Annotated in this window: 20 protein-coding genes and 1 pseudogene; 17 read left to right on the top strand and 4 right to left on the bottom strand. The window is 30.5% G+C overall.

Annotated features, from left to right (window positions below):
- From EC396_RS15640 to EC396_RS15625, 4 genes are all read right to left on the bottom strand, one after another.
- The gene (locus EC396_RS15640; protein WP_129367786.1) at positions 1-3,513 is read right to left on the bottom strand and encodes a PAS domain S-box protein; all 3,513 of its coding nucleotides are present in this window, start codon (positions 3,511-3,513) and stop codon (positions 1-3) included.
- Positions 3,514-3,516: 3 nt separating this feature from the next.
- Positions 3,517-4,059: a heme NO-binding domain-containing protein gene (locus EC396_RS15635; protein WP_129367784.1), complete on the bottom strand. Its 543-nt coding sequence runs from the start codon at positions 4,057-4,059 to the stop codon at positions 3,517-3,519.
- A gap of 21 nt (positions 4,060-4,080) precedes the next feature.
- A complete protein-coding gene (locus EC396_RS15630; protein WP_129367783.1) occupies positions 4,081-5,220 on the bottom strand; it encodes an FIST signal transduction protein in 1,140 nt (379 codons plus the stop codon).
- Positions 5,221-5,388: 168 nt separating this feature from the next.
- A complete protein-coding gene (locus EC396_RS15625; protein WP_129367781.1) occupies positions 5,389-6,735 on the bottom strand; it encodes a sigma-54 dependent transcriptional regulator in 1,347 nt (448 codons plus the stop codon).
- 324 nt (positions 6,736-7,059) lie between these two features.
- On the opposite strand from EC396_RS15625, the gene EC396_RS15620 reads away from it, so the two are divergent.
- The 17 genes and pseudogenes from EC396_RS15620 to EC396_RS15540 form a co-directional block, all read left to right on the top strand.
- Positions 7,060-8,412: a UDP-glucose/GDP-mannose dehydrogenase family protein gene (locus EC396_RS15620; RefSeq protein ID WP_129367779.1), complete on the top strand. Its 1,353-nt coding sequence runs from the start codon at positions 7,060-7,062 to the stop codon at positions 8,410-8,412.
- Between the two features lie 50 nt (positions 8,413-8,462).
- Positions 8,463-9,401 carry a UDP-glucuronic acid decarboxylase family protein gene (locus EC396_RS15615; protein WP_129367777.1) on the top strand — a complete coding sequence of 313 codons (939 nt, stop codon included), beginning with the start codon at positions 8,463-8,465 and terminating at the stop codon, positions 9,399-9,401.
- 120 nt (positions 9,402-9,521) lie between these two features.
- The gene (locus tag EC396_RS15610) at positions 9,522-9,902 is read left to right on the top strand and encodes an Hpt domain-containing protein (RefSeq protein WP_129367775.1); all 381 of its coding nucleotides are present in this window, start codon (positions 9,522-9,524) and stop codon (positions 9,900-9,902) included.
- Positions 9,903-9,909: 7 nt separating this feature from the next.
- Entirely contained in the window at positions 9,910-10,296 is a 387-nt protein-coding gene (locus EC396_RS15605; protein WP_129367773.1) for a response regulator, read from the top strand.
- A gap of 43 nt (positions 10,297-10,339) precedes the next feature.
- Entirely contained in the window at positions 10,340-11,533 is a 1,194-nt protein-coding gene (locus EC396_RS18255; RefSeq protein ID WP_129367771.1) for a sugar transferase, read from the top strand.
- 30 nt (positions 11,534-11,563) lie between these two features.
- Entirely contained in the window at positions 11,564-12,298 is a 735-nt protein-coding gene (locus EC396_RS15595) for a TolC family protein (protein ID WP_129367769.1), read from the top strand.
- Positions 12,299-12,302: 4 nt separating this feature from the next.
- Complete coding sequence (locus EC396_RS15590) at positions 12,303-14,693, top strand: hypothetical protein (protein WP_129367767.1); 2,391 nt, start codon at positions 12,303-12,305, stop codon at positions 14,691-14,693.
- An 11-nt stretch (positions 14,694-14,704) separates the two neighbouring features.
- The gene (locus EC396_RS15585) at positions 14,705-16,090 is read left to right on the top strand and encodes a lipopolysaccharide biosynthesis protein (RefSeq protein WP_129367765.1); all 1,386 of its coding nucleotides are present in this window, start codon (positions 14,705-14,707) and stop codon (positions 16,088-16,090) included.
- A 2-nt stretch (positions 16,091-16,092) separates the two neighbouring features.
- A complete protein-coding gene (locus EC396_RS15580; RefSeq protein ID WP_129367763.1) occupies positions 16,093-17,571 on the top strand; it encodes an O-antigen ligase in 1,479 nt (492 codons plus the stop codon).
- Between the two features lie 51 nt (positions 17,572-17,622).
- Entirely contained in the window at positions 17,623-18,564 is a 942-nt protein-coding gene (locus EC396_RS15575; protein ID WP_129367761.1) for a phosphoribosyltransferase, read from the top strand.
- 58 nt (positions 18,565-18,622) lie between these two features.
- Positions 18,623-19,807: a glycosyltransferase family 2 protein gene (locus EC396_RS15570; RefSeq protein WP_129367759.1), complete on the top strand. Its 1,185-nt coding sequence runs from the start codon at positions 18,623-18,625 to the stop codon at positions 19,805-19,807.
- A gap of 92 nt (positions 19,808-19,899) precedes the next feature.
- Positions 19,900-21,060, top strand: coding sequence for a glycosyltransferase family 1 protein (locus EC396_RS15565; RefSeq protein WP_129367757.1), 1,161 nt, complete (start codon positions 19,900-19,902; stop codon positions 21,058-21,060).
- 6 nt (positions 21,061-21,066) lie between these two features.
- On the top strand, positions 21,067-22,278 hold the full coding sequence (locus EC396_RS15560) for a glycosyltransferase (protein ID WP_129367755.1): 1,212 nt from the start codon (positions 21,067-21,069) through the stop codon (positions 22,276-22,278).
- 20 nt (positions 22,279-22,298) lie between these two features.
- Positions 22,299-23,489, top strand: a complete 1,191-nt coding sequence (locus tag EC396_RS15555; protein WP_129367753.1) for a glycosyltransferase family 2 protein — start codon at positions 22,299-22,301, stop codon at positions 23,487-23,489.
- A gap of 49 nt (positions 23,490-23,538) precedes the next feature.
- Positions 23,539-24,585 carry a YncE family protein gene (locus tag EC396_RS15550; RefSeq protein WP_129367751.1) on the top strand — a complete coding sequence of 349 codons (1,047 nt, stop codon included), beginning with the start codon at positions 23,539-23,541 and terminating at the stop codon, positions 24,583-24,585.
- A gap of 304 nt (positions 24,586-24,889) precedes the next feature.
- Complete coding sequence (gene kduI, locus EC396_RS15545) at positions 24,890-25,729, top strand: 5-dehydro-4-deoxy-D-glucuronate isomerase (protein ID WP_129367749.1); 840 nt, start codon at positions 24,890-24,892, stop codon at positions 25,727-25,729.
- Positions 25,730-25,747: 18 nt separating this feature from the next.
- Positions 25,748-25,858 (top strand): annotated as a pseudogene (locus EC396_RS15540) (gluconate 5-dehydrogenase); the annotation flags it as partial.
- Positions 25,859-25,982: the final 124 nt, after the last annotated feature.

The following is a 25,982-nucleotide window of genomic DNA, read 5'->3' as shown; positions in this document are numbered from 1 at the left end:
TTATTTTATATAAATAGCATTTAGATCTCTAGATCTATCTATCCAATCGGTAATTATCTTAAGAAATGGTTCCTCTTCAAACGGTTTAGACAAATAGTCGTTCATACCTGCTAAAATACACTTTTCACTTTCACCTTTTATTGCATTTGCTGTTAAAGCAATAATTGGAATAGATAGATTTAATTCTTCTCTAATTACTTTTGTAGCTTCATAACCATTTAAGACAGGCATTTGAAGATCCATAAGCACCAAATCACAAGGGTTGCTTTTTAAATATTCTACAGCTTCTGCGCCATTTTCAACTTCAAAACTAAGCATTTCATATTCTTCTAAAATTAGTGTTGCCACCATTCTATTCATTCTATTATCATCAACTACCAATATTTTTTTACCTTTTAAATTGTTTGTATTGATAAATCCGTTGCTTTTTTGTGGTAAATCTAAAACAGTTCCTTTTTCAAAATTAAACCTAACATACACCTTTGTTCCTTTGTTTTTTTCACTTTCTACAAAAATTTCTCCACCCATAGCATCAACTAAAGATTTGGTAATACTCATTCCTAACCCTGTTCCTCCAAAATTTCGAGCAACAGATTCATATTCTTGAGTAAATTTTTGAAATAAATTTTTCAAAAATGAAGCCTCCATACCTATCCCAGTATCTGCTACTTTTATCTGAACGTTTTGGGTTTTTTCATCTTCAGATAAAACTTCACAACTAATATCTATACTACCAACATTTGTAAATTTTATTGCGTTTGAAACCAGATTTAATAATATTTGGTTTATACGAAAAGGATCACCTAATAATATTGATGCCATTTTGGGATCACAGAATGAATTTGTTATTTTAAGTCCTTTTTCCTCTGCTTTATGCATCATTACTTGCATTACTCCTCCTACAACTAATTTAGATTCAAAACCTATTTTTTCAATTGACAGTTTTCCTGCTTCCAACTTAGCAAGATCAAGAACATCATTGATAATTACCAATAAATTTTCAGAAGCTTTTATGATATTGTTTAAATAGCTATGTTGCTCATCATTTAAAGTTGATTTTTGCAATTGACGACTCATCCCCATAATTGCATTCATAGGCGTTCTAATTTCATGGCTCATATTTGCCACAAAATTTTGTTTGGTCTGCGCCAATTCTTCAGTAACTTTTTTCTCTTTCTTTAATGCCTTTTCTACCAAAATACGCTGAGAAATATCGACTCCAAAGCAAATTACATAAGGTTCTTTTCCTGGTTCTTCTTTTAAAAAGTTATTAAATAAAGTATAAACAACATCTCCATTTTTATGTAAAACCCTAAATATACCTGTTGCAGCTTTGTTTTTTTTGATTAAACTTAAATAATTTTCATTAAATAAAGGCTTGTCTTCTTCGGGTAAAAAATCAACCAAACAACGTCCATTAAATTCATCATCTGCATAACCATAAAGTGTGCTCACCATTGGATTTGAAGTTAGCAACCTACCATCCATATCATGTGTTGCAATTAAGGCTAAACTATTTTCAATTACATCTTTATATTTTTTTTCGCTCTCAACTATTTGTTGCTGAATTGTTTTAATATGTGTAATATCAACACCATAACCAATAACAATATCTATCTCATTATCATTATTAACAACTGGATACATGTTTCGTAAGATATATTTGCTTGTACCGTCTGGTTGTTTAAATTCTTCTTCCCAACTTTTTAGCGCCTTTGATTTGATAATATCTTCAAATATTTTCTTTCTACTATCTAGTAAACTTGCTGGTTTTTTTCTTTTTTTAATATAATCTTCATCCTTTTTACCAATAATCCACTTTCTGATTTTTGGATCACTAATTCCTCTTGGATTAACATATAAATAGTGATGGTTTTTATCAAATACAGCAATATCTGAAGGGATATTATCTAGAATTCTTTCATAAAAAACACGTAAATCTTCTAATTTTTTATCAATAGCTATTTTTTCAGTAATATCATTATACATCCACAGATGTCCATCATAATTTTCATCATTCCAAATTGGAATAAAATCACGCTCAAAAATACGACCATCAACCAATTCTAATTGTTCACCCGAAACTAATTCTTTGTTTTTTAATATTTTATCTATACCTAAAACAAACAACTCAGGATCTTTAAACAAATGTTTGGCTTGATTAGCCATATTTGAACAACTAACACCTATCATTTGATCTGGCGTTATATTTATATTGAATAACTCACAAAAACGTTTATTTGTTAAAGCAACAGTATGGTCATTGTTTTCTAACAATACCCCATCATGAAGATTAGAAATAAGCGAAGCCATTCTGGTAGCAGCAGCTTTTATTTTTTCTTGAGCTTGCTTTTCTGAAGTAATATCTTCCTCTAATGCGAAAAAATGAGTCACTTTACCCTTTTTATCAAAAATTGGCTGACCATTAATTCTTAACCAATAACCTTCACCTGACTTTTTATAATTATAAACTTCACAAGTAAAAGGCAAGGAATTTTTAATCCGATCTCTCATGTAAGCAACACTTTCAGGATCTGTTTCTTTACCTTGTAAAAATTTACCTGGTGTTTCTCCTTTCACTTCTGCCAATTTATAACCTGTAATTCTTTCAAAAGCTTTATTTACCCATTCTAACTTACCATTAGAATCTGTAATTATTACAGCGTTTGTAGTTTCCTGAACAATAAGTGACAACTTCTCTAACTCTTGTTGATTTCTTTTTTGCTCGGTTATATCTCTACCATAAATGTTTATATATCCCTCTTCAGGCATAGACACACAGCCAAAAGAATAATCTATATCGTTAGATCTTGCTTCAAAACTCCATCGTTTAATACTTTTATCTAAATCTGCTATTATAAATTTAAAAAACAAATCGATACGATACGTAACACCTTCATACTCAATAAAGTCTAAATTAGAAGCTGCAGGATTGTTTTGAATCAAATCTCCATCGTAGTTTATTCTAATATTTGGATCTGGATTTTGCTTTGGAAATAAAGCTATATTATAAATTTCCTTATTGGCTTTTTTTAAATCATTTTTTTGTTTAACAATTGTTGTAACCAACTCTTTAAGTTCATCATTGGTAATTTCCTGAGATTTAAGCACATTTAACAAATCAACAATTGGGTCATGCTTGGCAAAATCGTTAATTATTAAATTATTTTCTTTTAATTGCTCAATAGAACCAAACCAAGGAGAACCAACAAACAATATATTTTCAGTTGATTCTATATACTCAAATTGCCCTCGTAATTTTAGTTTATCTGAAGTTACAGACTCTAAAACAATTAAGTGATCTTCTAACGCAATTAAATCATTAAAGGAATTTATTTGAGTATAAGGTCTTGGGATTGTAAAAAAATCATTAAACAATTCGATATTTTTAAAATCATACAATTTACTTATAGATTTTCCGTAAGAAACAACTTTCATTTCCCTGTTAATCAAAATATAAAAAGGAAAAAGCCTGTTTAATTGTTTTTCGTTAAAAGAAAAGAAATTACCCATAATTTACCAGCTTACTTTAAATATCTCATGAGTACTACCATCATTACGGCTTTGAATTAACACTACATCAACTTCTACTCCATACATCTTACCTAACCCATGCATCAATCCTCTCACAAACTCTTGCAACCCTTCTCGTTTAGAAAAATAATGTACCTGAATAGCATTTTCTTCTAAATCACTAACTTTAAACTCGGGCGGTGTTAATTTAGGATACATTAACATAATTCGGTTATGAAACAGCGGAAGATTTACCAGAAACTCTCTCAAATTATTTCCACCCGCTTCCATCAAACCTCCATATTTTTCCTTTCCTGTTTTTAAAATCCACCACTCACCAAAAGCTTGCAAAACTTCACCTACAGAAATACCTAATACTTCTGAAGCTGCTCCGGCTAATTTGTACGTTATATCATCATCATAAGGTTCATTACTTAAGAAAAACTCTATATCAACTGCGCTTTTTTCTTTTACAGCCTCCCACTTATCTTCTCCAAAAGTTTCAGTTATAAGGTCTTGAATAGCTTTGTTTACGATACCGTACATAGTTTATTTTTTTAATTGTTATTAATCCTCATAAAAAGAAGTAATTGTCATAGTTTGATTGTGTAGCTGACAGTCACCTCCTTCATTAAAAGGTGAAATTTCACCATACGAATAAAAACCAGCCAATATTGTTTCATTATTAAAAGAATTACTTACTGCTTTTACTTCTTCATCTATTTTTTCTCCCAAAACAAGTTTACGACCAACACAACTTATCAATATTGCCAAATCGGGTTGATTTTTGCGATTTACTGAAGTTTTAGAAGCCGCCTCAGAAGCCGCATTTGTTAATTTAGTAAAATTAGATTTCATAAATCTTACTTGTGAACCAACAGGAACATCACCAGCAAATGTCATACTCTTTTCCTCTTCATTAATAGATAAAATAGTACGAACAATAGGTTTACTAGCTCCTGGAATAACAACTGACAACGGGTATAAAAGTGCTGCACCTGGTAAATTTTTAGATTCAGGGCCTAAATATTTTTTATACAGCTCTAAAGCGTTTTGCCCTTCTAATTCAAACAACACATTGTCTGTAGATTTTGTTATTCTTTTTTCCAAGCCAAAAATATCCCAACCACCTTGAGAACCGTGTTCAACATTTAAGTTGTCTCCATAAAACCCTATAGCTATAATTTCACCTTCTTTAGGCTGTTTATTTAATCCTAAAAGTGTAGATTCAAAATTTGCCCCATCACCAGCAAGCCCACCTGTTATTAAAACATCTTCATTTACCTGTGTAGACAAACCCTTTACCAATTCACTTCCATTTACCAAACTCCCATCAGACAAGACCATTAAATAAGCTAAGTTTTCTTTGGGTATTTTTTTTACCAAACCAATACCAGCATTGTAACTAGTGTCAAAATCGTTGATATTAATCGTTTTTGCTTCCATTTTTGTTTTATCAAAACTTATAGCAACCGCAACTAAGGAATCACTATAAACATTATCTTGATAAATTTCGCCAGCCGTACTGCAAATTGAAATTTGAGCAGCAGGAAATTTGGTTTTAACAGTTGAATAAATGTCTTTATCTTCAAGCATTGTTTTAGAACCAAAACATAAAACCAACTGAGCTTTATCGTCATCCAATGATTGACTTTTTTGATGTTTTGTCCAAATGTTTTCAGTAAACTTATAAAGTGATGTATTCATAGTAATAGTATTTAACTAATGGGTTATTCATTAATCAAAATGTACAGTTAAAATTATACCAAAATAAAAACAAATTGTAACCGCTTATATTTTAGCACCTTAAAATAAATCTCTAATTCGTATTTTTTCCATTTTCAAGAAAATATTCCAAAATACGGAAAAACAACATTAAATCAACTCACCATCCTTTATCATTTTGTAAATAGTACTTTTACCAATATCTAAAGATTTGGCAGTCTCAATTACATCGTTGTTGTTTTTATTCAAATAATACTTTACTATGTCTCGAGTATGTTGTCTCAGTGTTTTTTTAACAAACAAAAATGCCTCACCATTGTTTGTTGACGTATAGGTGATGTCATTTTCAGTTATTTCATTATTTTCACAAATTACCGCAGCCAATTCAACCATTGCCTTCAATTCTCTTACATTTCCAGGATAATAGTATTGTAAAAGTTTTTCTTTTGCTTTTTTTGAAAAACCAATTACTCCCATATTATTTTCAGTCACAAAATCATTTAAAAAATGTTTTGAAAGAATTAAAATATCATTTCCCCTATCTCTTAAAGGAGGTAGCTCTATTGGCAACCCCATAATTCTAAAAAAAAGATCTTCTCTAAAGTTTCCTTTTTTCACTTCTTCTACAAGGTTTTTATGGGTCGCCACAATAATTCGAACATCTAATTTTACATTTTCATTTCCACCTACTCTAATCAATTCTCTTTCTTGTAAAACACGAAGCAACTTAGATTGAAGCCCTAAACTAAGTTCAGAAATTTCATCTAAAAAAATAGTTCCTCCATTGGCTTCTTCAAACTTACCAATTTTACGTGAAACAGCACCCGTAAAAGCGCCCTTTTCATGTCCAAAAAGATCACTTTCTATTAACCCTTCTGGAATTGCAGACATATTAACTGCCACAAAATTCTTTTTCTTTCTAACACTATTATAATGAATTGCTTTTGCAACCAATTCTTTCCCTGTTCCTGTTTCTCCTGTTATAGAAATATTGATATTGGTTTTAATAGCCTTTTCCATCAGCTTAAAAATATCCATCATGGCATTACTTTGACCAATAATTGACTTATTAAATGAATATTTCTGACCTAATTCTTCTCGCAAAAACTCAACTTCTTTTTTTAATATTTGAGTTTCACGCAAACGCAACACACTATTCCACAATAAATCTTTTGTTGAATCATCTTTTATCAAATAATCTTTCACCCCCATCTTAAGAAGGTTTACCGCAACAGCAATATCTTTTTGCCCACTAATAATAATAACAGGTATATCTGGGTCAGTTTCTTTAATTTTTTGATAGAGTTTATCACCTGTGATATCTGGTAACGAAAAATCGATTGTAATTAAATCTGGTTGAGTCCACATTTTGGAAAGACACTCTTTCCCTGTTGGAAACAACGAAACCTTATAATCTGGATTCAGACTAAGATGGTAACGTAATATTTCACCGTACCAAGGATCATCTTCAACTATAAATATATTGTATTCAACCATAAAAAAAGTTTAAAATGATGTGATTGATTTTAAAAATCGTTATTTGAAAAACAAATAACACTGCAATATAAAAAATATTTCCGAAATATAGACAATTTTAGGAAAAATACTATTTTTAAGTATAAATGGTACGAAATAGCAAACAATTAGCATATTTTTAGGTTAAAAAAAATTCCAAATTTTGTAATACCTGACGTAAATCTGAAACATGAAAAAAATAATATTTTTTAAACAGCTGATTTTCAAGCGTTTAAAATTGTTGTTTTTTCAAACAATATTAGTACATTTAATAGACAATAATTAACCATTAAAAAATAAAATATTATGAAAATCGCAATTGTTGGAAGTGGATACGTTGGACTTGTAACTGGTGCTTGCTTTTCTGAAGTAGGTATTAATGTTGTTTGTGTTGACATTGATAGTAAAAAAATTGACAATCTAAATAATGGAATTATACCAATTTACGAACCTGGATTGGAAGAAATGATAGTTCGTAATATGAAAAAAGACCGTTTAAATTTTACAACAAATATTGCTGAAGCAATAAAAGAATGTCAAGTTCTTTTTATCTCAGTTGGAACACCACCTGATGAAGATGGAAGTGCCGACTTAAAATATGTATTATCAGTTGCGCGTGATTGTGGTAAAAACATGAATGATTATTTATTGGTAGTTACTAAAAGTACTGTACCTGTTGGCACTTCTGAAAAAGTAAAAAATGCCATTCAGGATGAATTAAATAAAAGAAATGTAAATATTGATTTTGATGTTGCTTCTAATCCTGAGTTTTTAAAAGAAGGTGCTGCCATTGCCGATTTTTTAAAACCTGACAGAATTGTGATTGGATTGAATAGTTCAAAAGCTGAAGAATTGATGAAAAGTTTATACAAACCTTTTACACTTAACGGCCACCCTGTTATTTTTATGGATATCGTTTCTGCAGAAATGACCAAATATGCCGCAAATGCAATGCTAGCTACAAAAATTAGTTTTATAAACGATATTGCAAACTTATGTGAAATTGTTGGCGCAGATATTAATTTGGTAAGAAATGGTATTGGCTCAGACTCTAGAATTGGAAATAAATTTATTTACCCTGGTATTGGTTATGGCGGATCTTGTTTTCCTAAAGATGTACAAGCATTGATAAGAACCGGCGGTGAATTTAATTACAACCTTAGAGTTCTTAAAGCTGTAGAGGAAGTTAATAAAGATCAAAAATTAGTTATTTTTAATAAAATAAATAAATTTTTTGAAGGAGATTTAGCAGGAAAGACAATTGCATTATGGGGTCTCTCATTTAAACCTCAAACAGATGATATGCGCGAAGCTCCATCATTAATTATTGTTAAAAAACTATTAGAAGCTGGTGCTATTGTAAAAGTATACGATCCTGTAGCAATGGAAGAAGCTAAACACCATTTTGCCGATAGCGTTTCTTATTATAAAGATCAATATGAAGCATTAATTGACGCCGATTGTTTAGCGATACTTACAGAATGGCCAGAGTTTAAAATTCCTAACTTTAAAATAATACATAAATTATTAAATACCCCTACAATATTTGATGGAAGAAATATTTATGATAAAGATGAAATGAAACAATATGGTTTTAACTATTACTGTATTGGAGTTGACACAGCAAAAACCAAAATTCCCGCTACTTCAATTAATTAAAAATAGTTAGAAATCTTATAAAAATTAATCAAACTTTATTATAAAACACCATGACACATAAAAAAATTCTTATTACTGGAGGTGCTGGATTTGTTGGATCCCACCTATGCGAACGCTTATTAAATGAAGGTAATGAAGTTTATTGTCTCGATAATTTTTTTACTGGGCAAAAACAAAACATTGTACATTTATTAGACAACCCTTATTTTGAATTAATAAGACACGATGTTACAGCTCCGTACTTTATTGAAGCTGACGAAATTTACAACCTTGCTTGTCCTGCTTCACCAATACATTATCAACACAACCCCATAAAAACGGTAAAAACCTCAGTTATGGGATCTATTAATATGTTAGGATTAGCAAAAAGAATAAATGCCAAAATATTACAAGCTTCTACTAGTGAAGTTTATGGTGATCCACAGGTTCACCCTCAACAAGAATCTTATTGGGGACATGTAAATCCTATTGGAGAACGCTCTTGTTACGATGAAGGGAAACGTTGTGCCGAAACCTTGTTTATAGATTACCACAAACAAAATAAGGTTAAAATTAAAATTATTAGAATATTTAATACTTATGGCCCACGAATGCACCCTAATGATGGCAGGGTAGTTTCTAACTTTATTGTGCAAGCCTTACAAAATCAAGATATCACAATTTATGGAGAAGGACAACAAACCAGAAGTTTCCAATATGTTGATGACTTGGTAGAAGGCATGATTAAAATGATGGCTTCACCAGATCAATTTATAGGACCTGTAAACATGGGTAATCCAAATGAGTTTACCATTCTTGAATTGGCTGAAAAAGTAATTAAACTTACTGGATCAAAATCAAAATTAATATTTAAACCATTACCTTCTGACGATCCAATGATGAGACAACCAGATATTTCTTTAGCTAAAAAAGAACTTAATTGGGCACCTAAAATACAACTAGAAGAAGGTTTAACAAAAACCATAGAATTTTTTAAATCAGTTATTTAATTCAATAAAACTCATTTATAAATAATAACAGACCTAAAATATCATTCCATAATTAATGAAATATTTCCTTAATTATGGAATGATAAAAACAAAAAACTTAATACCTCAAAAAGAATACATATGGACTTAACACCAAATTCAAATCTACCTCAAGATGAGCTATACGACCTTAAATTAATTAACCAAATGTGTAGAGGTAATCAAGAACAGGTTGTTAAAATAGTGAATGTTTTTGTGGAAGAAATAACACAATCTATTGAAGAAATTAAAGCTGCTTTTTCTGAAAAAGACTTTTCAGCCTTAAAAAAACTAACACATAAAATTAAACCCACATTAACATACTTTGGCGCTCCACAAGCACAACAAAAATTACTTCTAATAGACACGCTATTATTGCAGAATTTTGAAATAAAAGAGCTAGAGGTAGAATTAACAAAATTTATAAGTCTATCTGAAGAAGTTATTGAAAAATTAAAAAATGATTTTAATATAAATAAATAATAAGATTATGAAGAAAAAAATATTAGTAGTAGACGACGAATTAAGCATTTGCCTTTTACTTGAAAATTTTCTTTCAGAAAGCTATGAAGTTGTTTCAATTAATAACGGATTAGAAGCGTTGGAATGGCTAGAAGGCAATCTTCCAGACCTAATACTTAGCGACATTCAAATGCCTGAAATGGATGGATATGATTTTTTGGTAAACGTTAGAAAAAGAGGTTTTACCAAACACACACCTATTATAATGTTATCTGCAAGATCTGAAAGTAAAGAGCGTATTAAGTCTTACAAACTTGGAGCACAAGATTATTTAACAAAACCTTTTAACCCTGAAGAGCTTGAAGAACTGGTTAAAAAAAACCTTTTTCCAATTCATTATGCAATAGAATGGTAATTTGCTAACAACATCAATCAATTTATTCAAACCAAAAATTAATATGAATTCATCTTTAAAAATATTATACATAGGAAACGAAAATGATTCGTCAGAAAAGTTAAAACAAGATGAAAATTTTGAATTAACAGTTGTTCACAATAACCTTAACGCAGTAAATTATCTAAACTCAAACCAAAAACCTGATGCCATTATTTGCGATTACAACCTTACAGGCAGCAATGGAATGTTTTTATTTGATTGGATAAGAGAGCGCGGTGAATTTAACGCTACACCTTTTATACTTTTAACTCAAGAATTTAGTCAGGATCTATTCAAATTAGCTTTCAAAAAACGAGTGGATGATTTTTATGTTATCTCACCTTCTTTATCAGAAAATCTAATAACAAGACTTCCTTTTCTTTGTAAATATAAAAATAGTTTAAAAGATAAAAATGTAACCAACAAAAAACCACAGGTATACAAAATGCCCTTATCAAAAAGACTTTTTGATATTTTTGTTGCCAGCTCAGTACTTTTAGTAGCTTCACCATTTTTACTATTAATTATTTTGGCAATTAGGTTAGAGTCTAAAGGAAAAGTTTATTACATATCTAAAAGAGTTGGACGTAAAACATTTGATTTTTACAAACTTCGCTCCATGAGAACTGGTTCTGATGAATTATTAAAAAAATTAGCAAAAGAAAAAAATCAATATAAAACAGAAACCAAAAGTGAAACATTAGAAACAACTTGCCCTAGATGCAACGCATTGCCAGAAGGCGAAACATGTTCTCCATTAATGTATATAGACACACATCAAATTTGTGATTATTGGTATAATGTTCAAAAAATTGAAGCAGCTAATAACAGCTCTACTTTTGTTAAAATTTTAGACGACCCTAGAGTTACCAAAGTTGGTAAATTTATTAGAAATACCAGTATAGATGAATTACCACAACTAATTAATGTATTAAAAGGAGATATGTCTATTGTTGGAAACAGACCTCTACCTGTATACGAAGCTGAATTGCTTACTGCAGACACACTATCAAAACGATTTTTAGCCCCTCCAGGAATTACAGGTCTTTGGCAAGTAGAATTAAGAGGAAAAGGAGGCGTTATGTCTGAAGAAGAAAGAATGCGATTAGACAATGAATATGCAGATCATTTTGAAGGTGATAATTATTCATTTTGGTACGATATAAAACTAATTTTACGCACCATACCTGCCCTACTTCAATCAGGTTCAGTTTAACCAAATACAATATTATTGAATTATTAAACAATGAAAAAAATTTCAAAAAATATCTTCTTTATCATTTTTAATTGCTGTTTTGCAGCTGTAACATTAGCGCAAACAAGTGACATAAAAGATATGCCCAAAGAAATTCTTCTTCCTCCACTTGATGATTTAATTGAGGCCGCAATTCAACACAATCCAACTGTTGAGTTTAGAAGATTAGGCATTGAAAGGACAGAATCTTTGGTAAAATCAGAACGAAATTACTGGACACGAAATTTTGGATTGCAGGCAGATGCCGAATATGGAAACCTTAACAATAGCTCATACAGTGTAGAGGCTGGAGATTCTAACCTTCTTTCAACCTCAACAACTCAATTTAATTATGGTGTTGGCGTATATCTTAAGTTCCCAATTTTTGATATTGTAAACAGAAAAGATCAAATTAAACAAGCCCAACTTGAAGTAGATCAAGCTAAAAGTATGGAAGAAGGCATGAAAAATGAAATACGCCAATTGGTTATTAAACAATATCAGGAAATTATATTAAAACAAAAATTATTAAGCATAAAATCTCAAAACTTAGGAAATGCAAAAGTGAACATGGAAATGGTAGAAAAAGAGTTTAGAAATGGTGTAATTCCAATTTTAGAATACACACGTATTTCAGATATAACTTCAAAAATAGAATCCGAATTTGAAACAGCTAAATCAGAATATTTTTTAGCTAAAAAATTACTTGAAAACACCGTTGGATTCACATTAGACAATTCAAATTAAAAAAATGAAAATAATTGAACTTATAAGATTGATATTAAAAAATTTGGCCCTATTAATTTTAGTGCCTTTTTTACTTGCTCTATTGGTTTTAATACTAACAAGTAAACCCAATTTTGAATATTCATCAGAAACTATGCTATATACTGGTCTTGCAACAGGATCATCTATAGAAATGGATAAAACCTTCAATTATTTTGCTACAAATATTGCCTTTGATAATTTAATAAACATCATCAATTCAAGAGAAACTCAAGAAGAAGTTGCAATAAGACTATTAACACTTCATCTTATGCTACCTGAAGCAAACCCAAAATATATTTCAAAAAAATTATATGATGAGTTTAAACTAAAAATACCAAATGACTTAAGCAGTTACATTGAAACTGGCTACAATAATTCTTCACCTATACTTGATTCAATATTAATAAATGAATCAATAAATCTCATATTACCTCCTGAGATAAACCGTTACAACTACGAAAAAACTGTCGAAAATTTAACAAATTTAATGAAAAGCAGTAACGACAATTTTGTGTATGAGATTCTTAATTATGATGATGACGATCATTATTCGCTTAAAGTACTATCAAGTATTAAAGCACAAAGAATTAACAGTAGTGATTTAATTAAATTAAGTTATACCGTTAACGACCCAGGTATTTGCCAGCAAACACTTGCTATTTATAATGATGTTTGTATAAAAAATTATAAAAACATAAAAGAAAACAGGTCAGATGCAGTTGTAAAATATTTTGAAGAACAATTAGAACTTGCCAGAACTGCCCTAAAGGAAGCTGAAGACAAACTATTAGAGTTTAACAAGTCTTACAAAATTATCAACTATTACGAGCAAAGTAAGGCTGTTGCTGTAGTTAAGGAAGATATGGAAGTTGATTACAACAACAAAAAAGCACAACTTGCAGGAACACAAGCCGCTACCAAAAGGCTTGAAGAAAATTTAGAAATTCGTCAACAAATTCAACACGAAAACAATATAGTAATTGAGAAAAAAAGAAAATTAGGAGAACTTAATTACCAAATTGCTTTATTAGATCCACAAACCAGCGCTAGTACTAACGAGCAAACTCTTGCATTATTAAATAAATTAAAACAACAACAAGAAACTTTAGACAACGAAATTAAGGAAAGTATAAATAAAAAATACAAATACGAAAATTCAATTGACGGAGTTCCAATTAACAAAGTACTTCCTGATTGGATAAACAATGTTGTTGAAGCTGAAAATCTGAAGGCAAAGATTGATGTAATGGATCAACAGAATAAAAAATTTGAAGAACAATATGCCACTTACGCACCTGCCGGCGCAAATATTAAAAGAATTGAACGAGAAATTTCAGTTTCAGAACAAGGGTATTTAGAAATTCTTCATGGTTTAAATCTTGCAAAATTAAAATTACAAGACAACGAATTGTCATCTAACTTAAAAACAATTGACCCACCATATTATCCATTATCTCCAAACCCAACTAAAAGAGCTATACTTATTATTGCCGCAGCATTTTTAGGTGGTATTTTAATTTTGGCTACTATTTTGGTTATGGAATTTTTTGATGAAACTTTAAAAAATCCTAAAAAAGCTAGTAAAATTTTAGGTTTACCTGCCTTAGGAATGATGCCAAAAATGATATTAGATCCAGGAAGCATACAATTACCCTATGTACAAAAAAGGTTAATTGAAATAATTACGCAAAATATAACCCAATTTTTCAGCACGCATTCTTCAGAAAATAAAATAAAAACCATAGCAGTATTTAGCACTCAAAAAAAAGAAGGAAAAACTGTTTTAGCAGGAAACATTGCTAAAACCTTAAAATCGGAAGGAAAAAAAGTATTATTTCTTAATTTTTCTGGCAAACAAGAGCCACTAAAACAACAAGGTAAATTTTCTTTCATCAACAAAATTTTAGGATATTCAGACCCTAGGGTAGATATTAACAATCCGTTTTTAGCAGAAGTTTCTAGCTATTTAGAACCTGCGGAATTTCACACCATTCCAATTGATGAAAAGTTTTATCAAGCAAAAAGCTATACAGATATTATTGAGCAAAATAATATAAAACTTGATTTTACACCAGATTTTGTAATTATTGAATTACCTGCTTTAATTTATAATAATTACCCTGCAGAATTGATGTCTCAAACAGATTTAGACATCCTAATTTGCAGAGCTAACAGGGTTTGGACAGAAGCAGACCAAACTGCTCTAAGCAATTTATTAGAAACTGCTGCATCTAAAATTAACTTTATTGTAAACGGTTCCAATATCAACGAAGCTGAATCTATATTAGGAGATTTACCAAAAAAGAGAAGCAATTTCAGAAAAAAAATTAAAACAATTTTCAAGTTTCAATTTTTTAATAAAAACGAAATTTAACAACCAAATTAATGAAAAAGCTCAAAAAAATTGTACGCGAAGATAATTTCTTGTCATTGACAGGAAATGTTGTGATTGCAATTTTAGGCATTGGCGGTTTTGCGTTATTAGCAAGAAGTTTGTCTTTAGACGTTTTTGGCGAATGGGTTTTATTTGTTACAGCAGGATCTTTTGTTGAAATGTTTCGGTTTGGAATTACAAATACCGGATTAATACGATACCTGTCTGGAGCCGATGACGATTCTCGAATTAAATTAATAGGTTCTAATGCTTTAATTGGTTTAGGCGCTACAATAGCAATCGCTCTAATTCTAATTGTTTGCAATACGATTTTTAATGAAGCCATTCAAAACTCTGGCTATGGTATATTTTTCACCTGGTATCCTTTATTGGCTTTTTTAAACTTACCATGGAATAACGCTTTGGTTGTATTACAAGCAGACAGAAAATACGCCCAAATTTTAGCACTCAAATCAATAAATAGCGGATTCTTTTTCTTGGTAATTCTAATAAATTTTACAATGTTAGATCTAACTCTTACACAATTAGTAATAGCACTACTTATTATTAATGCCGTTACTTCTTTAATGAGTGTTGTTTTAGGTTGGGATGGAATTCAATTGATTACCAAAGCAACTAAAGAAACCAACAAAACATTATTACACTTTGGAAAATACACCACGTTTACACTTATAGGAACCAATTTATTACGCAGTGTAGATACATTAATTTTAAGTTTAAGTCCGTTAGGAAATGCTGCCGTAGCACTTTATAGCATTCCTTTAAAACTTACCGAATTACAACAAATACCCTTACGCAGTTTTGTTGCAACAGCGTTTCCTAAAATGTCAAAAGCTAGTGTTCAACACAAAATTGAAGAAGTTAAAAGTTTGTTTTACGTGTATTCAGGCGCATTGTCGTACTTATTTGTTTTTATCAGTTTATTCACCTTTGTATTTGCTGAATTTTTTGTTTTCATACTTTCAGGAAATCAATATTTAGAAACAGATCCTGTTACCGGATTTAATGTGGTTGATATTGTTCGCGTGTTTTCAATTTACGGATTACTATTGCCAATAGACCGTATGACAGGTATTGGATTAGACAGTGTAAACAAGCCTAATATCAATGCTATAAAAGTATTTGTGATGTTAATTGCCAATGTAATAGGAGATTTAATAGCCATATTTATTTTTAAATCGCTAATTATGGTTGCAATAGCTTCCATCGTATTTACAATAATAGGAATTTGGATGGGAATGTATTTTTTAAACAAAGAATTGTCCTTGTCTTTCAAAGAAATTTTCACAAGCGGAATTATATTTTATGTATCACTATTTAATAAGGCAACAGGAAATAGATACAAACGCTTTGTTAAAATTGAAGAGAATCATTAACTATGGCCGAAAACTTCAACATAAACCCTTTTAATAGCTATTCTGGTTCAGAAAATTTAACAAAACCAGTAAATATGTTATTGTTATTTGCTGCTGTGGCCTTTTTTGCAATTATTATAGCCAAATTAAAAATTATTGGCGTTGGATTGTCTCTTGCCATTTTTGGCGGACTAGGCTATTTTTATTATTTGTTTAAGTATCCTATTATTGGTTTTTACACTGCAATTGCCTTAAACTTTGTATTGATTGGTTTAGGTAGATATGTTAAAGGGTTGCCTCTAGGTTTTGGAATAGACGGCATACTTGTTTTAACTTATTTAGCTTTAATTATGAATAAGTTTAGAACTGGTATTGATTGGTCTCCAGCTAAAAAAGATGTTACCTTACTGGTAGCTATATGGTTTGGGTATAGTATTTTTCAATTAGCAAATCCAGAAGCCAGAAGTGTTGCTGCTTGGGTTTCAGGAAGAGGTATTGGTTTATATCCTTTTTTGTTTGTTCCGCTTACTTTGTATTTTATAAATACTGAAAAAAAACTAAATTATTTCTTCTATATATGGGCCTTTTTTTCAATTCTTGGCACATTAAAAGGAATCATGCAAATGACTATGGGAGTAGACTTTGCAGAACAAGAATGGTTAAACGAAGGTAGCTACAAAACTCATATTTTATTTGGTAAATTAAGGGTATTCTCGTTTTACAGTGATGCAGGTCAATTTGGAGCAAACCAAGGATATACAGGTGTTGTTTTTTTAATTTACGCCATGTCTCAGAAAAAATTTCTCTATAAATTATTTTTCATTTTTGTTGGTCTTTTTGGAATATATGGCATGGTGATTTCTGGTACGCGAGGTGCATTAGCCGTTCCAATTGTTGGTTTTATGGCTTATTTTGTACTAAGTAAAAACATAAAAGTTCTTAGTGTAGGTTTTGCTTTTTTAATTGTTGTTTTTATCTTCTTCAAATACACATCTATTGGTCAAGGAAATGCTCAAATTCGAAGAATGCGAACCGCCTTTGACCCAAATGATGCTTCATTACAAGTAAGACTCGATAATCAAAAAATTCTAAAAAATTATTTAGCATCAAGACCCTTTGGAGGAGGTATTGGTCATGGCGGTACAAAAGCACAACGTTATTTACCCCATGCATTTCTTTCAAATGTTGCAACAGATAGCTGGTATGTATTAATTTGGGTAGAGCAAGGTATTGTTGGTTTATTACTGCATTTAGCAATACTTTTTTATGTAATGGCTAAAGCAAGCCTTATTGTGATGTTTAAAATTAAAAACACCTATTTAAACTATAAAATAGCTGCATTAATTGCCGGAATGGCAGGTATTATGGTTGCATCATACGGAAATGCCGTTTTAGGTCAAATGCCAACCGCTATGTTATTTTACGCATCTATGGCAATTGTTTTAAATTCAGATGTTCTTGAAAAATCTTCTGAAAACACAGAACAAAAAACATTAGAATAGTAATAGTTAAAAAGCAAATAAAACAATTTATAAAATATTAAAACTCCTGTTATGAATTATCGAAATATTAGAGAACTAAACAATGTAGTACTTAAAAAACTTAGTATAATTCCACGTGATTTTGACTTAATTGTTGGAGTTCCAAGAAGTGGTATGTTACCTGCTAATTTATTATCATTATACCTTAACAAACCCTACACAGACATACATTCATTTTTGAATGGACATATCTACAAAGCGGGTGCAAGAAGTCAATTTTTTGAAGGAGATGGACTTAAAAAAGTGTTAGTGGTAGATGACAGTATTGCTTCTGGCTCGGCAATGATCGAATGCAAAGAAACTTTAAAACATTTAGAATCTAAATTCGATATAAAGTATTGTGCTATTTATGTGATTCCTGGCAAAGAAAAAATGGTAGACTATTATTTTGAAGTAGTGCCGTTACCAAGATATTTTCAATGGAATATTTTAAACCATACTTCTTTAGAAAAAGCTTGTTTTGATATTGATGGTGTTTTATGCCCTGATCCTTTACCAGAACAAAACGATGATGGTGAAAAGTATATTGATTTTATTTTAAACGCGCCGCCATTGTTTATTCCGGGTAGTAAAATAGGTACCATTGTAACTTCTCGCCTAGAAAAATACCGTAAAGAAACTGAAACTTGGCTAAAAGCCAACAACATAAAATACAACGATCTTGTAATGCTTGATTTGCCTGATATGAAGGCAAGACAAAAAGCAAACAATCACGGAGGGCATAAAGCCAAAGCTTACATGTCTAAACCTTATGTGCTTTTTGTTGAAAGTGAAATCACTCAAGCAATACAAATAAATCAAATATCAAAAAAGCCTGTTTTATGCACCGCAAATTTTGAAATGATTTACGATTCTGAATCTTTTATGTACAACCTTAAAAGTGGTAAGCACATTCCCTTCTTAAGAAAATATGCTTTAAAAGTTCGGGATAAATTAAGATCCATGAAAAAATAAAGTACTATTTATTTCGGATAGCAGCCTAAATTTTCATCAACAATAAACCCTAAAAAATATGCTAATATTCAATACAGTTCAAATCATTATTCTAATTCTAATAGGTTTAGCTACCCTATATATTTTTGTATTTTCAATTGCAGGATTATTTTACAAGCAAAAAAAATACAAATCTACTGGTGAATTGAAAAAAATTGCCGTATTAATTCCTGGATATAAGGAAGACGAAGTTATTATTGAAGTAGCCAATGCTGCCTTACAGCAAAATTACCCTTCAAATCTTTATGACGTTGTAATTATTGCCGATTCATTTTTAGAAGAAACCCTCAATGAATTAAAAACACTTCCTCTAAAACTAATTGAAGTTAGTTTTGAAAAAAGTACAAAATCGAAAGCTTTAAACAAAGCAATGGCTACATTGACTGACAAATACGATATTGCTGTTATTTTAGATGCTGATAATTTAATGGAGGCTGATTTTTTAAAAAAAATAAACACCTCTTTTGAACAAGGTTTTATAGCCGTGCAAGGTCACCGAACAGCAAAAAACATGAACAATTCTTGGGCAATTTTAGATGCTGTTAGTGAAGAAATTAACAATCACATTTTTAGAAAGGGTCATATTGTATTAGGACTTTCTTCAGCAATAATTGGGTCGGGAATGGCATTTAAATACGATTTTTTCAAATCTTTAATGTCAACCGTAAAAGCTGTAGGTGGTTTTGATAAAGAAATTGAATTAAAAATGTTGAAGGATGGTTATAAAATTGCATACCTTAATGATGCTATGGTTTATGACGAAAAAATTCAAAAAGCAGAAGTTTTTGGAAATCAGCGAAGACGTTGGTTATCTGCTCAATTGCATTATTTTAGAAAGGACTTTTTTAGTGCTTTAAAAGATCTTTTTCTTAAAGGAAATATCGACTATTTTGACAAGGCAATTCAATTTATTCAACCACCAAGAGTCTTATTGTTAGGAAGCGTTATTATTTTTGGAGTCTTTTTTACGGTAAGCAATTATTTATTAAATAATGAAACTGCTTTTTCAATAGGTTGGCTTATTGTGGCTATCGCCTGTGTTTTATCTTTTTTATTTTCAATACCAAGATCACTATATAATAAAAAAACACTAAAAGCTGTAGCTAGCTTACCCAAAGGAATGCTTATGATGCTGCTTTCATTACTAAGAATAAAAGGAGCTAACAAAAAATTTATTCACACCAAACACAGTTCAAATACATAAAAAATTAATTATAAAAAAAGCTTCAAAAGGTCAAACTGTAAAGCTCCCAAAAACAATAATTAATTAAATATATACCTCAAAAAATAAAAGATATGAAAATAGGAATTGAAGGACAACGACTTTTTCGCAAGAAAAAACATGGTATGGATATGGTTGCTTTGGAGTTGATAAGAAATCTTCAGGTAATTGATACAAAAAATGAATATTATATTTTTGTAAAACCCGACGAAGATAATACTGTTTTAAAAGAAACTTCAAATTTTAAAATTATTGAATTAGACGGTGGCCCATACCCTACTTGGGAGCAGTTTGCATTGCCTAAAGCTGCTAAAAAATACGGTTGTGATATATTGCACTGCACAAGTAATACGGCTCCAATTTCAACCAACATCCCTTTAATTACAATACTACATGACATTATTTATATGGAAAGTAGCTATTATAAAATATTAACAGGAAGCGCAACTCCTTATCAAAAATTTGGAAATGCCTATCGCAAATTAATTGTGCCTCGTGTAGTTAAAAACAGCGACAAAATTGTTACCGTTTCTCATTTTGAAAAAAATAGAATTGCTGAGTTTTTTGGTATGGAAGGTGACGAACATTTAACCGCAATTTACAATGGTGTAAGTACCCATTTTAAACCAATTACTGATAACAATGAATTAAAAAGAGTCAAAGAAAAATACCATTTACCAGATAATTTTTTCTTTTTTCTTGGCAATACAGATCCTAAAAAAAATACCAAAGGAACCTTAAAAGCTTTTTCTGATTTTTTAAAACAAAGCAACTCTGATTATAAATTGGTGATGTTAGATTACGACACCAATGAACTAGAAAAATTACTTGATGAAATTGGCGACAAACAACTTATCAATCATATTGTTTTAACTGGCTATGTTATCAATACAGATCTACCTGCAATTTATTCGTTGTGCGCTATTTTCTTATATCCATCTCTGCGCGAAAGTTTTGGTATTCCTATGTTAGAAGCAATGTCATGTGGCGTTCCTGTAATCACTTCAAACACATCATCAATGCCTGAAGTTTCTGGCAATGCTGCACATATTATCGACCCATATAAACCTGAAGAAATTACAGAAGGTATCATTAAAATTCTTTCAGAAAAAGACTATGCAGAAAATTTATGTGAAAAAAGCTTGGAACGAAGCAAACTATTTTCTTGGGAAAATATGGCAAAAGAGTATTTAAAACTATACCAACTTATTCATCTTGAACATTCTAAAAAATAATTTACTATGATAAAAGATAAAAATATTATTTGTATTTCTCAAACAACGTGGCACGGAGAATTTACAAAATCTACCGTTCAATTGTTATCTCTTTTAGCTGAACACAATAACGTATTTTTTGTTGAGTATCCATTTACGTTGAAAGATGTTGTTATGAGCTTATTGGGAAAACAAAAAGCCCAAGTTGGCAGAATGCTAGGCCTTAAAAGTAGAATTATAGATGAAAAAACTGAAAACGGAGACATTGTTAAGCATCTTGTAATGCCTCCTGTTCTTCCTGTTGATTTCCTAAAAAACAAAGCTGCTTTTAATTTTTTTTTCGGAATTAACACCTATTTGTACAAACGCCAATTATTGAAAGTTATAAAAAAATATTCACTTTCAAATACCATAATCATGACTGCTTACAACCCAATGTACGGACTTCCTATGATTGGGCAACTTCAAGAGTTTTTGAATGTTTACTACTGTTATGATGGTATGGATACCAGAAGACATCAATCCCGTATTTTTAATATTGAAAAAGAATTTTGTAGCAAAGTTGACGGGATTATTACTACTTCCGATTTTTTAAATTCAGAAAAGAAAAAGCTAAATAACAATAGTTTTGTTGTAAAAAACGGTGTTGATTATAAGCTATTTGTGCCTTTTGCAAAAAAATCAGTTTCAAAAAGTACGTCTCCAAAAAAGATAGGCTACATAGGAACTTTAGACCAACGATTTGACATAGATATGGTTGAACATTCTGTTAAAGAACTACCTGATGTACTCTTTGAATTTACAGGATATTTGCTAAATAACGCTATTGTTGATCGTTTATCTAAATACCCAAATGTTTCATTTTTTGATCCAATTAAAGCAAATGAAGTTCCTAAATTATTAGCAAAATACGACTTAGGTATTATTCCATATATTATGGATGAAGTCAATAAAAATATTTATCCGTTAAAAATTAATGAATACCTAGCTGTTGGAGTTCCAGTTGTTATGACTGCTTTTGCCAATTTAACCGATTTTACAAACATTGTTCAAGTTGCCAATACAAAAGAGCAGTTTAAAGAACATATTTTAAATGAGCTAACCAACGATACCGATGCATTAATAAAAGAAAGAATTGCTTTTGCCAAACAAAATTCTTGGGAAGGAAGAGCTGTAGAGTTTGGAAATATACTAGAGAAATTTTACAACGAAAAATCTCAAGCATCTTTATTGAAATAAAAAAACTAAAATCAACCCTTATGGAAGCATTAAAAATCATTTTTTGGATATTATTATTTATAGCTTTTTACACCTACGTTGGATACGGAATATTATTATTTGTTATTATTAAAATCCGTAGGTTTTTAAACATTGGTAAAAAAGTAGCAATAGACCCTAATTACGAACCCGAAGTTACGTTGTTTATAGCGGCCTATAATGAAAAAGATTATGTGGAAGCTAAAATGAAAAACTCTTTAGAATTAGATTATCCTAAAGAAAAACTAAACATTGTTTGGGTTACAGATGGTTCTGATGATGGTACGCCAGATTTATTAAAAGGATACCCTAACACAACGGTACATCATTTAGATGCCCGAAATGGAAAAATTGGAGCTATGAATCGCGGAATGGAGTTTGTTAAAACACCTATTGTTATTTTTAGCGATGCCAACACCAATCTTGGAAAAGAATCTGTTAGACGTATTGTAAACCTTTTTGGCAATAAAAAAGTAGGTTGTGTTTCTGGTGAAAAAAGAATTATTAACAAAGAAAGTGACGTTGCATCTGGCGCAGGCGAAGGCTTGTATTGGAAATACGAATCTGCCTTAAAAAAATGGGATGCTGAATTGTACTCGGTAGTTGGTGCTGCAGGTGAATTATTTGCCATTAGAACAGATTTATACCGCCATGTTGAAAAAGATACCTTATTAGATGACTTTATCATTTCATTAAGAGTAGCGCAAGATGGTTACACAATTCAATATGATCCTGAAGCATATGCTATTGAAACAGCTTCAGCAAATGTAAAAGAAGAATTAAAACGTAAAATTAGAATTTCCGCAGGCGGAATTCAGTCTGTAGTTAGGTTAAGTTCATTGCTTAATATTTTTAAATATGGCACACTTTCATTTCAATATATTTCACATCGCGTATTAAGATGGACACTTACACCTTTATGTTTGCTGTTACTAATTCCTATTTCATTTGTATTGGCTTATAACGAAGGAATTTTTGATTTTGGATTGTATTCAGTTTTATTTTGGTTACAAATGCTTTTCTATATTGCAGCCTTAACAGGTTGGTTTTTAGAAAACAGATCTACACGAATAAAAATATTATTTGTACCGTATTACTTTTTTATAATGAATTTATCTGTAGTACTTGGTTTTTTTAGATATATGAAAAAATCACAATCGGTAAACTGGGAACGTGCAAAACGTGCTGCTTAATTTTTTTTAATTTGAAAATATAAATCATTAATTGACCACTCTAATTAAAATGAAAAAAATAAAATATATAGCAATTATAATTTGTTTTTTGATTTTAGCAAGAGTGGTTACTGTACTTGTGGTAAGAGCTCCATCGTACACTATTAAAACCAACGGTAAATTGTATATTGTTGATCAACTTAGCCAAGATATCAAACTATTTGATTTATTTCAGGGTAAAGAACTCATCGAATTTCCTATTGAACCTGGTATGCACGATATAGCTTCACTACCAAGCCAAAACAGGGTTGTTTTAACAAATTATGGCACTAAAACCCTTAAAGGAAATAGCGTAACTGTTATCAATACCAAAACTAATAAAGTTGAAAAAACAATATACCTAGAGAGCCGTTTAAGTCCGCATGGAGTTGTAGCTATTCCGTCAACAAATAAAGTTGGTTTAGTAACTGATGAAGGAAATTTTTTTTTGGTAGTAAATATAGAAACTGGTATTGTTGAAAAAAAGATTTTGATTCAACAACACGGAAGCCATCTTTTAGCAATCCATCCATATAAACCAATTGCATTTATTACCAACTCTTATGCAGGATCTGTAAGCGTTATTGATTTAGAATTGGATAAATTGATTGAAATTATTCCTTGTGGCAAAGGAACTAAAGGTATTGATATTACCAAAGATGGTTCTGAAGCTTGGGTAACAAACGCCAAAACAAACACCATAACAATCATAAATACAAATACTTACAAAATAACTAATACTTTAAACACAGGTAATGAACCTTTAATTTTAAAATTTTCTATTGATGGAAATTATTGTTTAGTAGTAAATGCCAATGATGGAAATATTTCTGTTTTTAACAGTCATTCAAAAAAAGAAATCAAAAAAATAAAATTACCCGGAAAAAATACCCTTGTTGAAAAAATACTTTACCACACACCTCACCCAGTCAATATTTTAAACCACCCCAATGGATTATATGCTTTTATTTCAAATTCCAATGCCAATAAAATTGAAGTTATAGACATGAAATTATTAGAACTTGTAAGCACAATTGGAACAGGTAAGTCACCTCACGGATTGGCTTTTATTGAGTAACATTTTAGGCTAACTGCTACAAATACATTACCGTTTTATTTACAAAAAAAGTAGGACGCTACCTAAATCATTAATAATATCAATTATTTTCTCTTCTTTTTAAATATTTTTTTACCATTGAAACTGTAATATTATTTGAATTAAAGATCAAATAATGCATCTAAATTGTTAATTCATAAAACAATTTAAAGAGCCTACTAACAATCTAATACTTAACCTAAAAAATGTTTTTAATTTAAAAATACTTGACATTTAAATTTTTTATATTACTTTTGTGTAATCGATTACATATTAAAACAACATTATGTCAACAACATACGAATCACGCTACGCATCAAGTCCAAAAGCTGTAAAATTATACGACACACAGCAATTAAGAGACGAATTTTTAATTGACAACTTAATGGAAGTAGGTAAAATTAACCTTACTTATTCACATTACGACAGGTATATTGCTGGGTCGGCAGTGCCATTAGAGCCTTTAACGCTAGAAACTATTGATCCTTTAAAAGCTGAATATTTTTTAGAAAGAAGAGAAATTGGAATTATCAATGTTGGAGGAAACGGAACTGTTGAAGTAGAAGGCGAAGTTTACGAGTTAGGCTTAAAAGATGCTTTGTACATTGGAAGTGGTAATAAACAAGTTGTTTTTAAAAGTAACGATGCTAAAAATCCAGCAAAATTTTATTTAAATGCTGCGCCAGCACATAAAAACTTTCCTACAAAAAAAGTAAGCAAGGCAGAAGCTAATAAAATTGAATTGGGTTCTTTAGAAACTGCAAATCACCGTACTGTAAACCAAATGATTATTGGAGGTATTGTAACAACTTGTCAGTTACAAATGGGGATGACCGAACTAAAAACAGGTAGTGTTTGGAACACCATGCCAGCACACGTGCACGATCGTAGAATGGAAATCTATTTTTATATGGATATTCCAGAAAATCAAGCGGTTTGTCATTTTATGGGAGAACCACAAGAAACACGTCATATTTGGATGAACAATGATCAGGCAGTAATCTCACCACCTTGGTCAATTCACTCAGGATCAGGAACTTCAAACTATACTTTTATTTGGGGTATGGCAGGAGAAAACTTGGATTACAACGATATGGATGTAGCAAAAATAACAGATTTAAGATAATTAATAAAAAATAAAATTATGTCAATTAACCTTTTTGATTTAACAGGTAAAACAGCACTAATTACAGGTGGAGTTCATGGACTTGGAATGGCAATGGCCAAAGGTCTTGGACAAGCAGGAGCAAAAATTACAACGATATGGATGTAGCAAAAATAACAGATTTAAGATAATTAATAAAAAATAAAATTATGTCAATTAACCTTTTTGATTTAACAGGTAAAACAGCACTAATTACAGGTGGAGTTCATGGACT

The sequence above is a fragment of the Lutibacter sp. HS1-25 genome (assembly GCF_004121075.1).
Taxonomy (GTDB): domain Bacteria; phylum Bacteroidota; class Bacteroidia; order Flavobacteriales; family Flavobacteriaceae; genus Lutibacter.
The sequence above is the reverse complement of the archived record's forward strand: the minus strand, read 5'-3'. Positions and strand labels throughout refer to the sequence as shown.

Bases quoted from the DNA above. Each gene is read 5' to 3' on its own strand.
- EC396_RS15555 (WP_129367753.1), top strand. From the start codon at position 22,299: ATGGAAGCATTAAAAATCATTTTTTGGATATTATTATTTATAGCTTTT.
- EC396_RS15640 (WP_129367786.1), bottom strand. From the start codon at position 3,513: ATGGGTAATTTCTTTTCTTTTAACGAAAAACAATTAAACAGGCTTTTT.
- EC396_RS15550 (WP_129367751.1), top strand. From the start codon at position 23,539: ATGAAAAAAATAAAATATATAGCAATTATAATTTGTTTTTTGATTTTA.
- EC396_RS15580 (WP_129367763.1), top strand. From the start codon at position 16,093: ATGGCCGAAAACTTCAACATAAACCCTTTTAATAGCTATTCTGGTTCA.
- EC396_RS18255 (WP_129367771.1), top strand. From the start codon at position 10,340: ATGAATTCATCTTTAAAAATATTATACATAGGAAACGAAAATGATTCG.
- kduI (WP_129367749.1), top strand. From the start codon at position 24,890: ATGTCAACAACATACGAATCACGCTACGCATCAAGTCCAAAAGCTGTA.
- EC396_RS15605 (WP_129367773.1), top strand. From the start codon at position 9,910: ATGAAGAAAAAAATATTAGTAGTAGACGACGAATTAAGCATTTGCCTT.
- EC396_RS15570 (WP_129367759.1), top strand. From the start codon at position 18,623: ATGCTAATATTCAATACAGTTCAAATCATTATTCTAATTCTAATAGGT.
- EC396_RS15615 (WP_129367777.1), top strand. From the start codon at position 8,463: ATGACACATAAAAAAATTCTTATTACTGGAGGTGCTGGATTTGTTGGA.
- EC396_RS15575 (WP_129367761.1), top strand. From the start codon at position 17,623: ATGAATTATCGAAATATTAGAGAACTAAACAATGTAGTACTTAAAAAA.
- EC396_RS15610 (WP_129367775.1), top strand. From the start codon at position 9,522: ATGGACTTAACACCAAATTCAAATCTACCTCAAGATGAGCTATACGAC.
- EC396_RS15590 (WP_129367767.1), top strand. From the start codon at position 12,303: ATGAAAATAATTGAACTTATAAGATTGATATTAAAAAATTTGGCCCTA.
- EC396_RS15620 (WP_129367779.1), top strand. From the start codon at position 7,060: ATGAAAATCGCAATTGTTGGAAGTGGATACGTTGGACTTGTAACTGGT.
- EC396_RS15625 (WP_129367781.1), bottom strand. From the start codon at position 6,735: ATGGTTGAATACAATATATTTATAGTTGAAGATGATCCTTGGTACGGT.
- EC396_RS15630 (WP_129367783.1), bottom strand. From the start codon at position 5,220: ATGAATACATCACTTTATAAGTTTACTGAAAACATTTGGACAAAACAT.
- EC396_RS15560 (WP_129367755.1), top strand. From the start codon at position 21,067: ATGATAAAAGATAAAAATATTATTTGTATTTCTCAAACAACGTGGCAC.
- EC396_RS15635 (WP_129367784.1), bottom strand. From the start codon at position 4,059: ATGTACGGTATCGTAAACAAAGCTATTCAAGACCTTATAACTGAAACT.
- EC396_RS15595 (WP_129367769.1), top strand. From the start codon at position 11,564: ATGAAAAAAATTTCAAAAAATATCTTCTTTATCATTTTTAATTGCTGT.
- EC396_RS15585 (WP_129367765.1), top strand. From the start codon at position 14,705: ATGAAAAAGCTCAAAAAAATTGTACGCGAAGATAATTTCTTGTCATTG.
- EC396_RS15565 (WP_129367757.1), top strand. From the start codon at position 19,900: ATGAAAATAGGAATTGAAGGACAACGACTTTTTCGCAAGAAAAAACAT.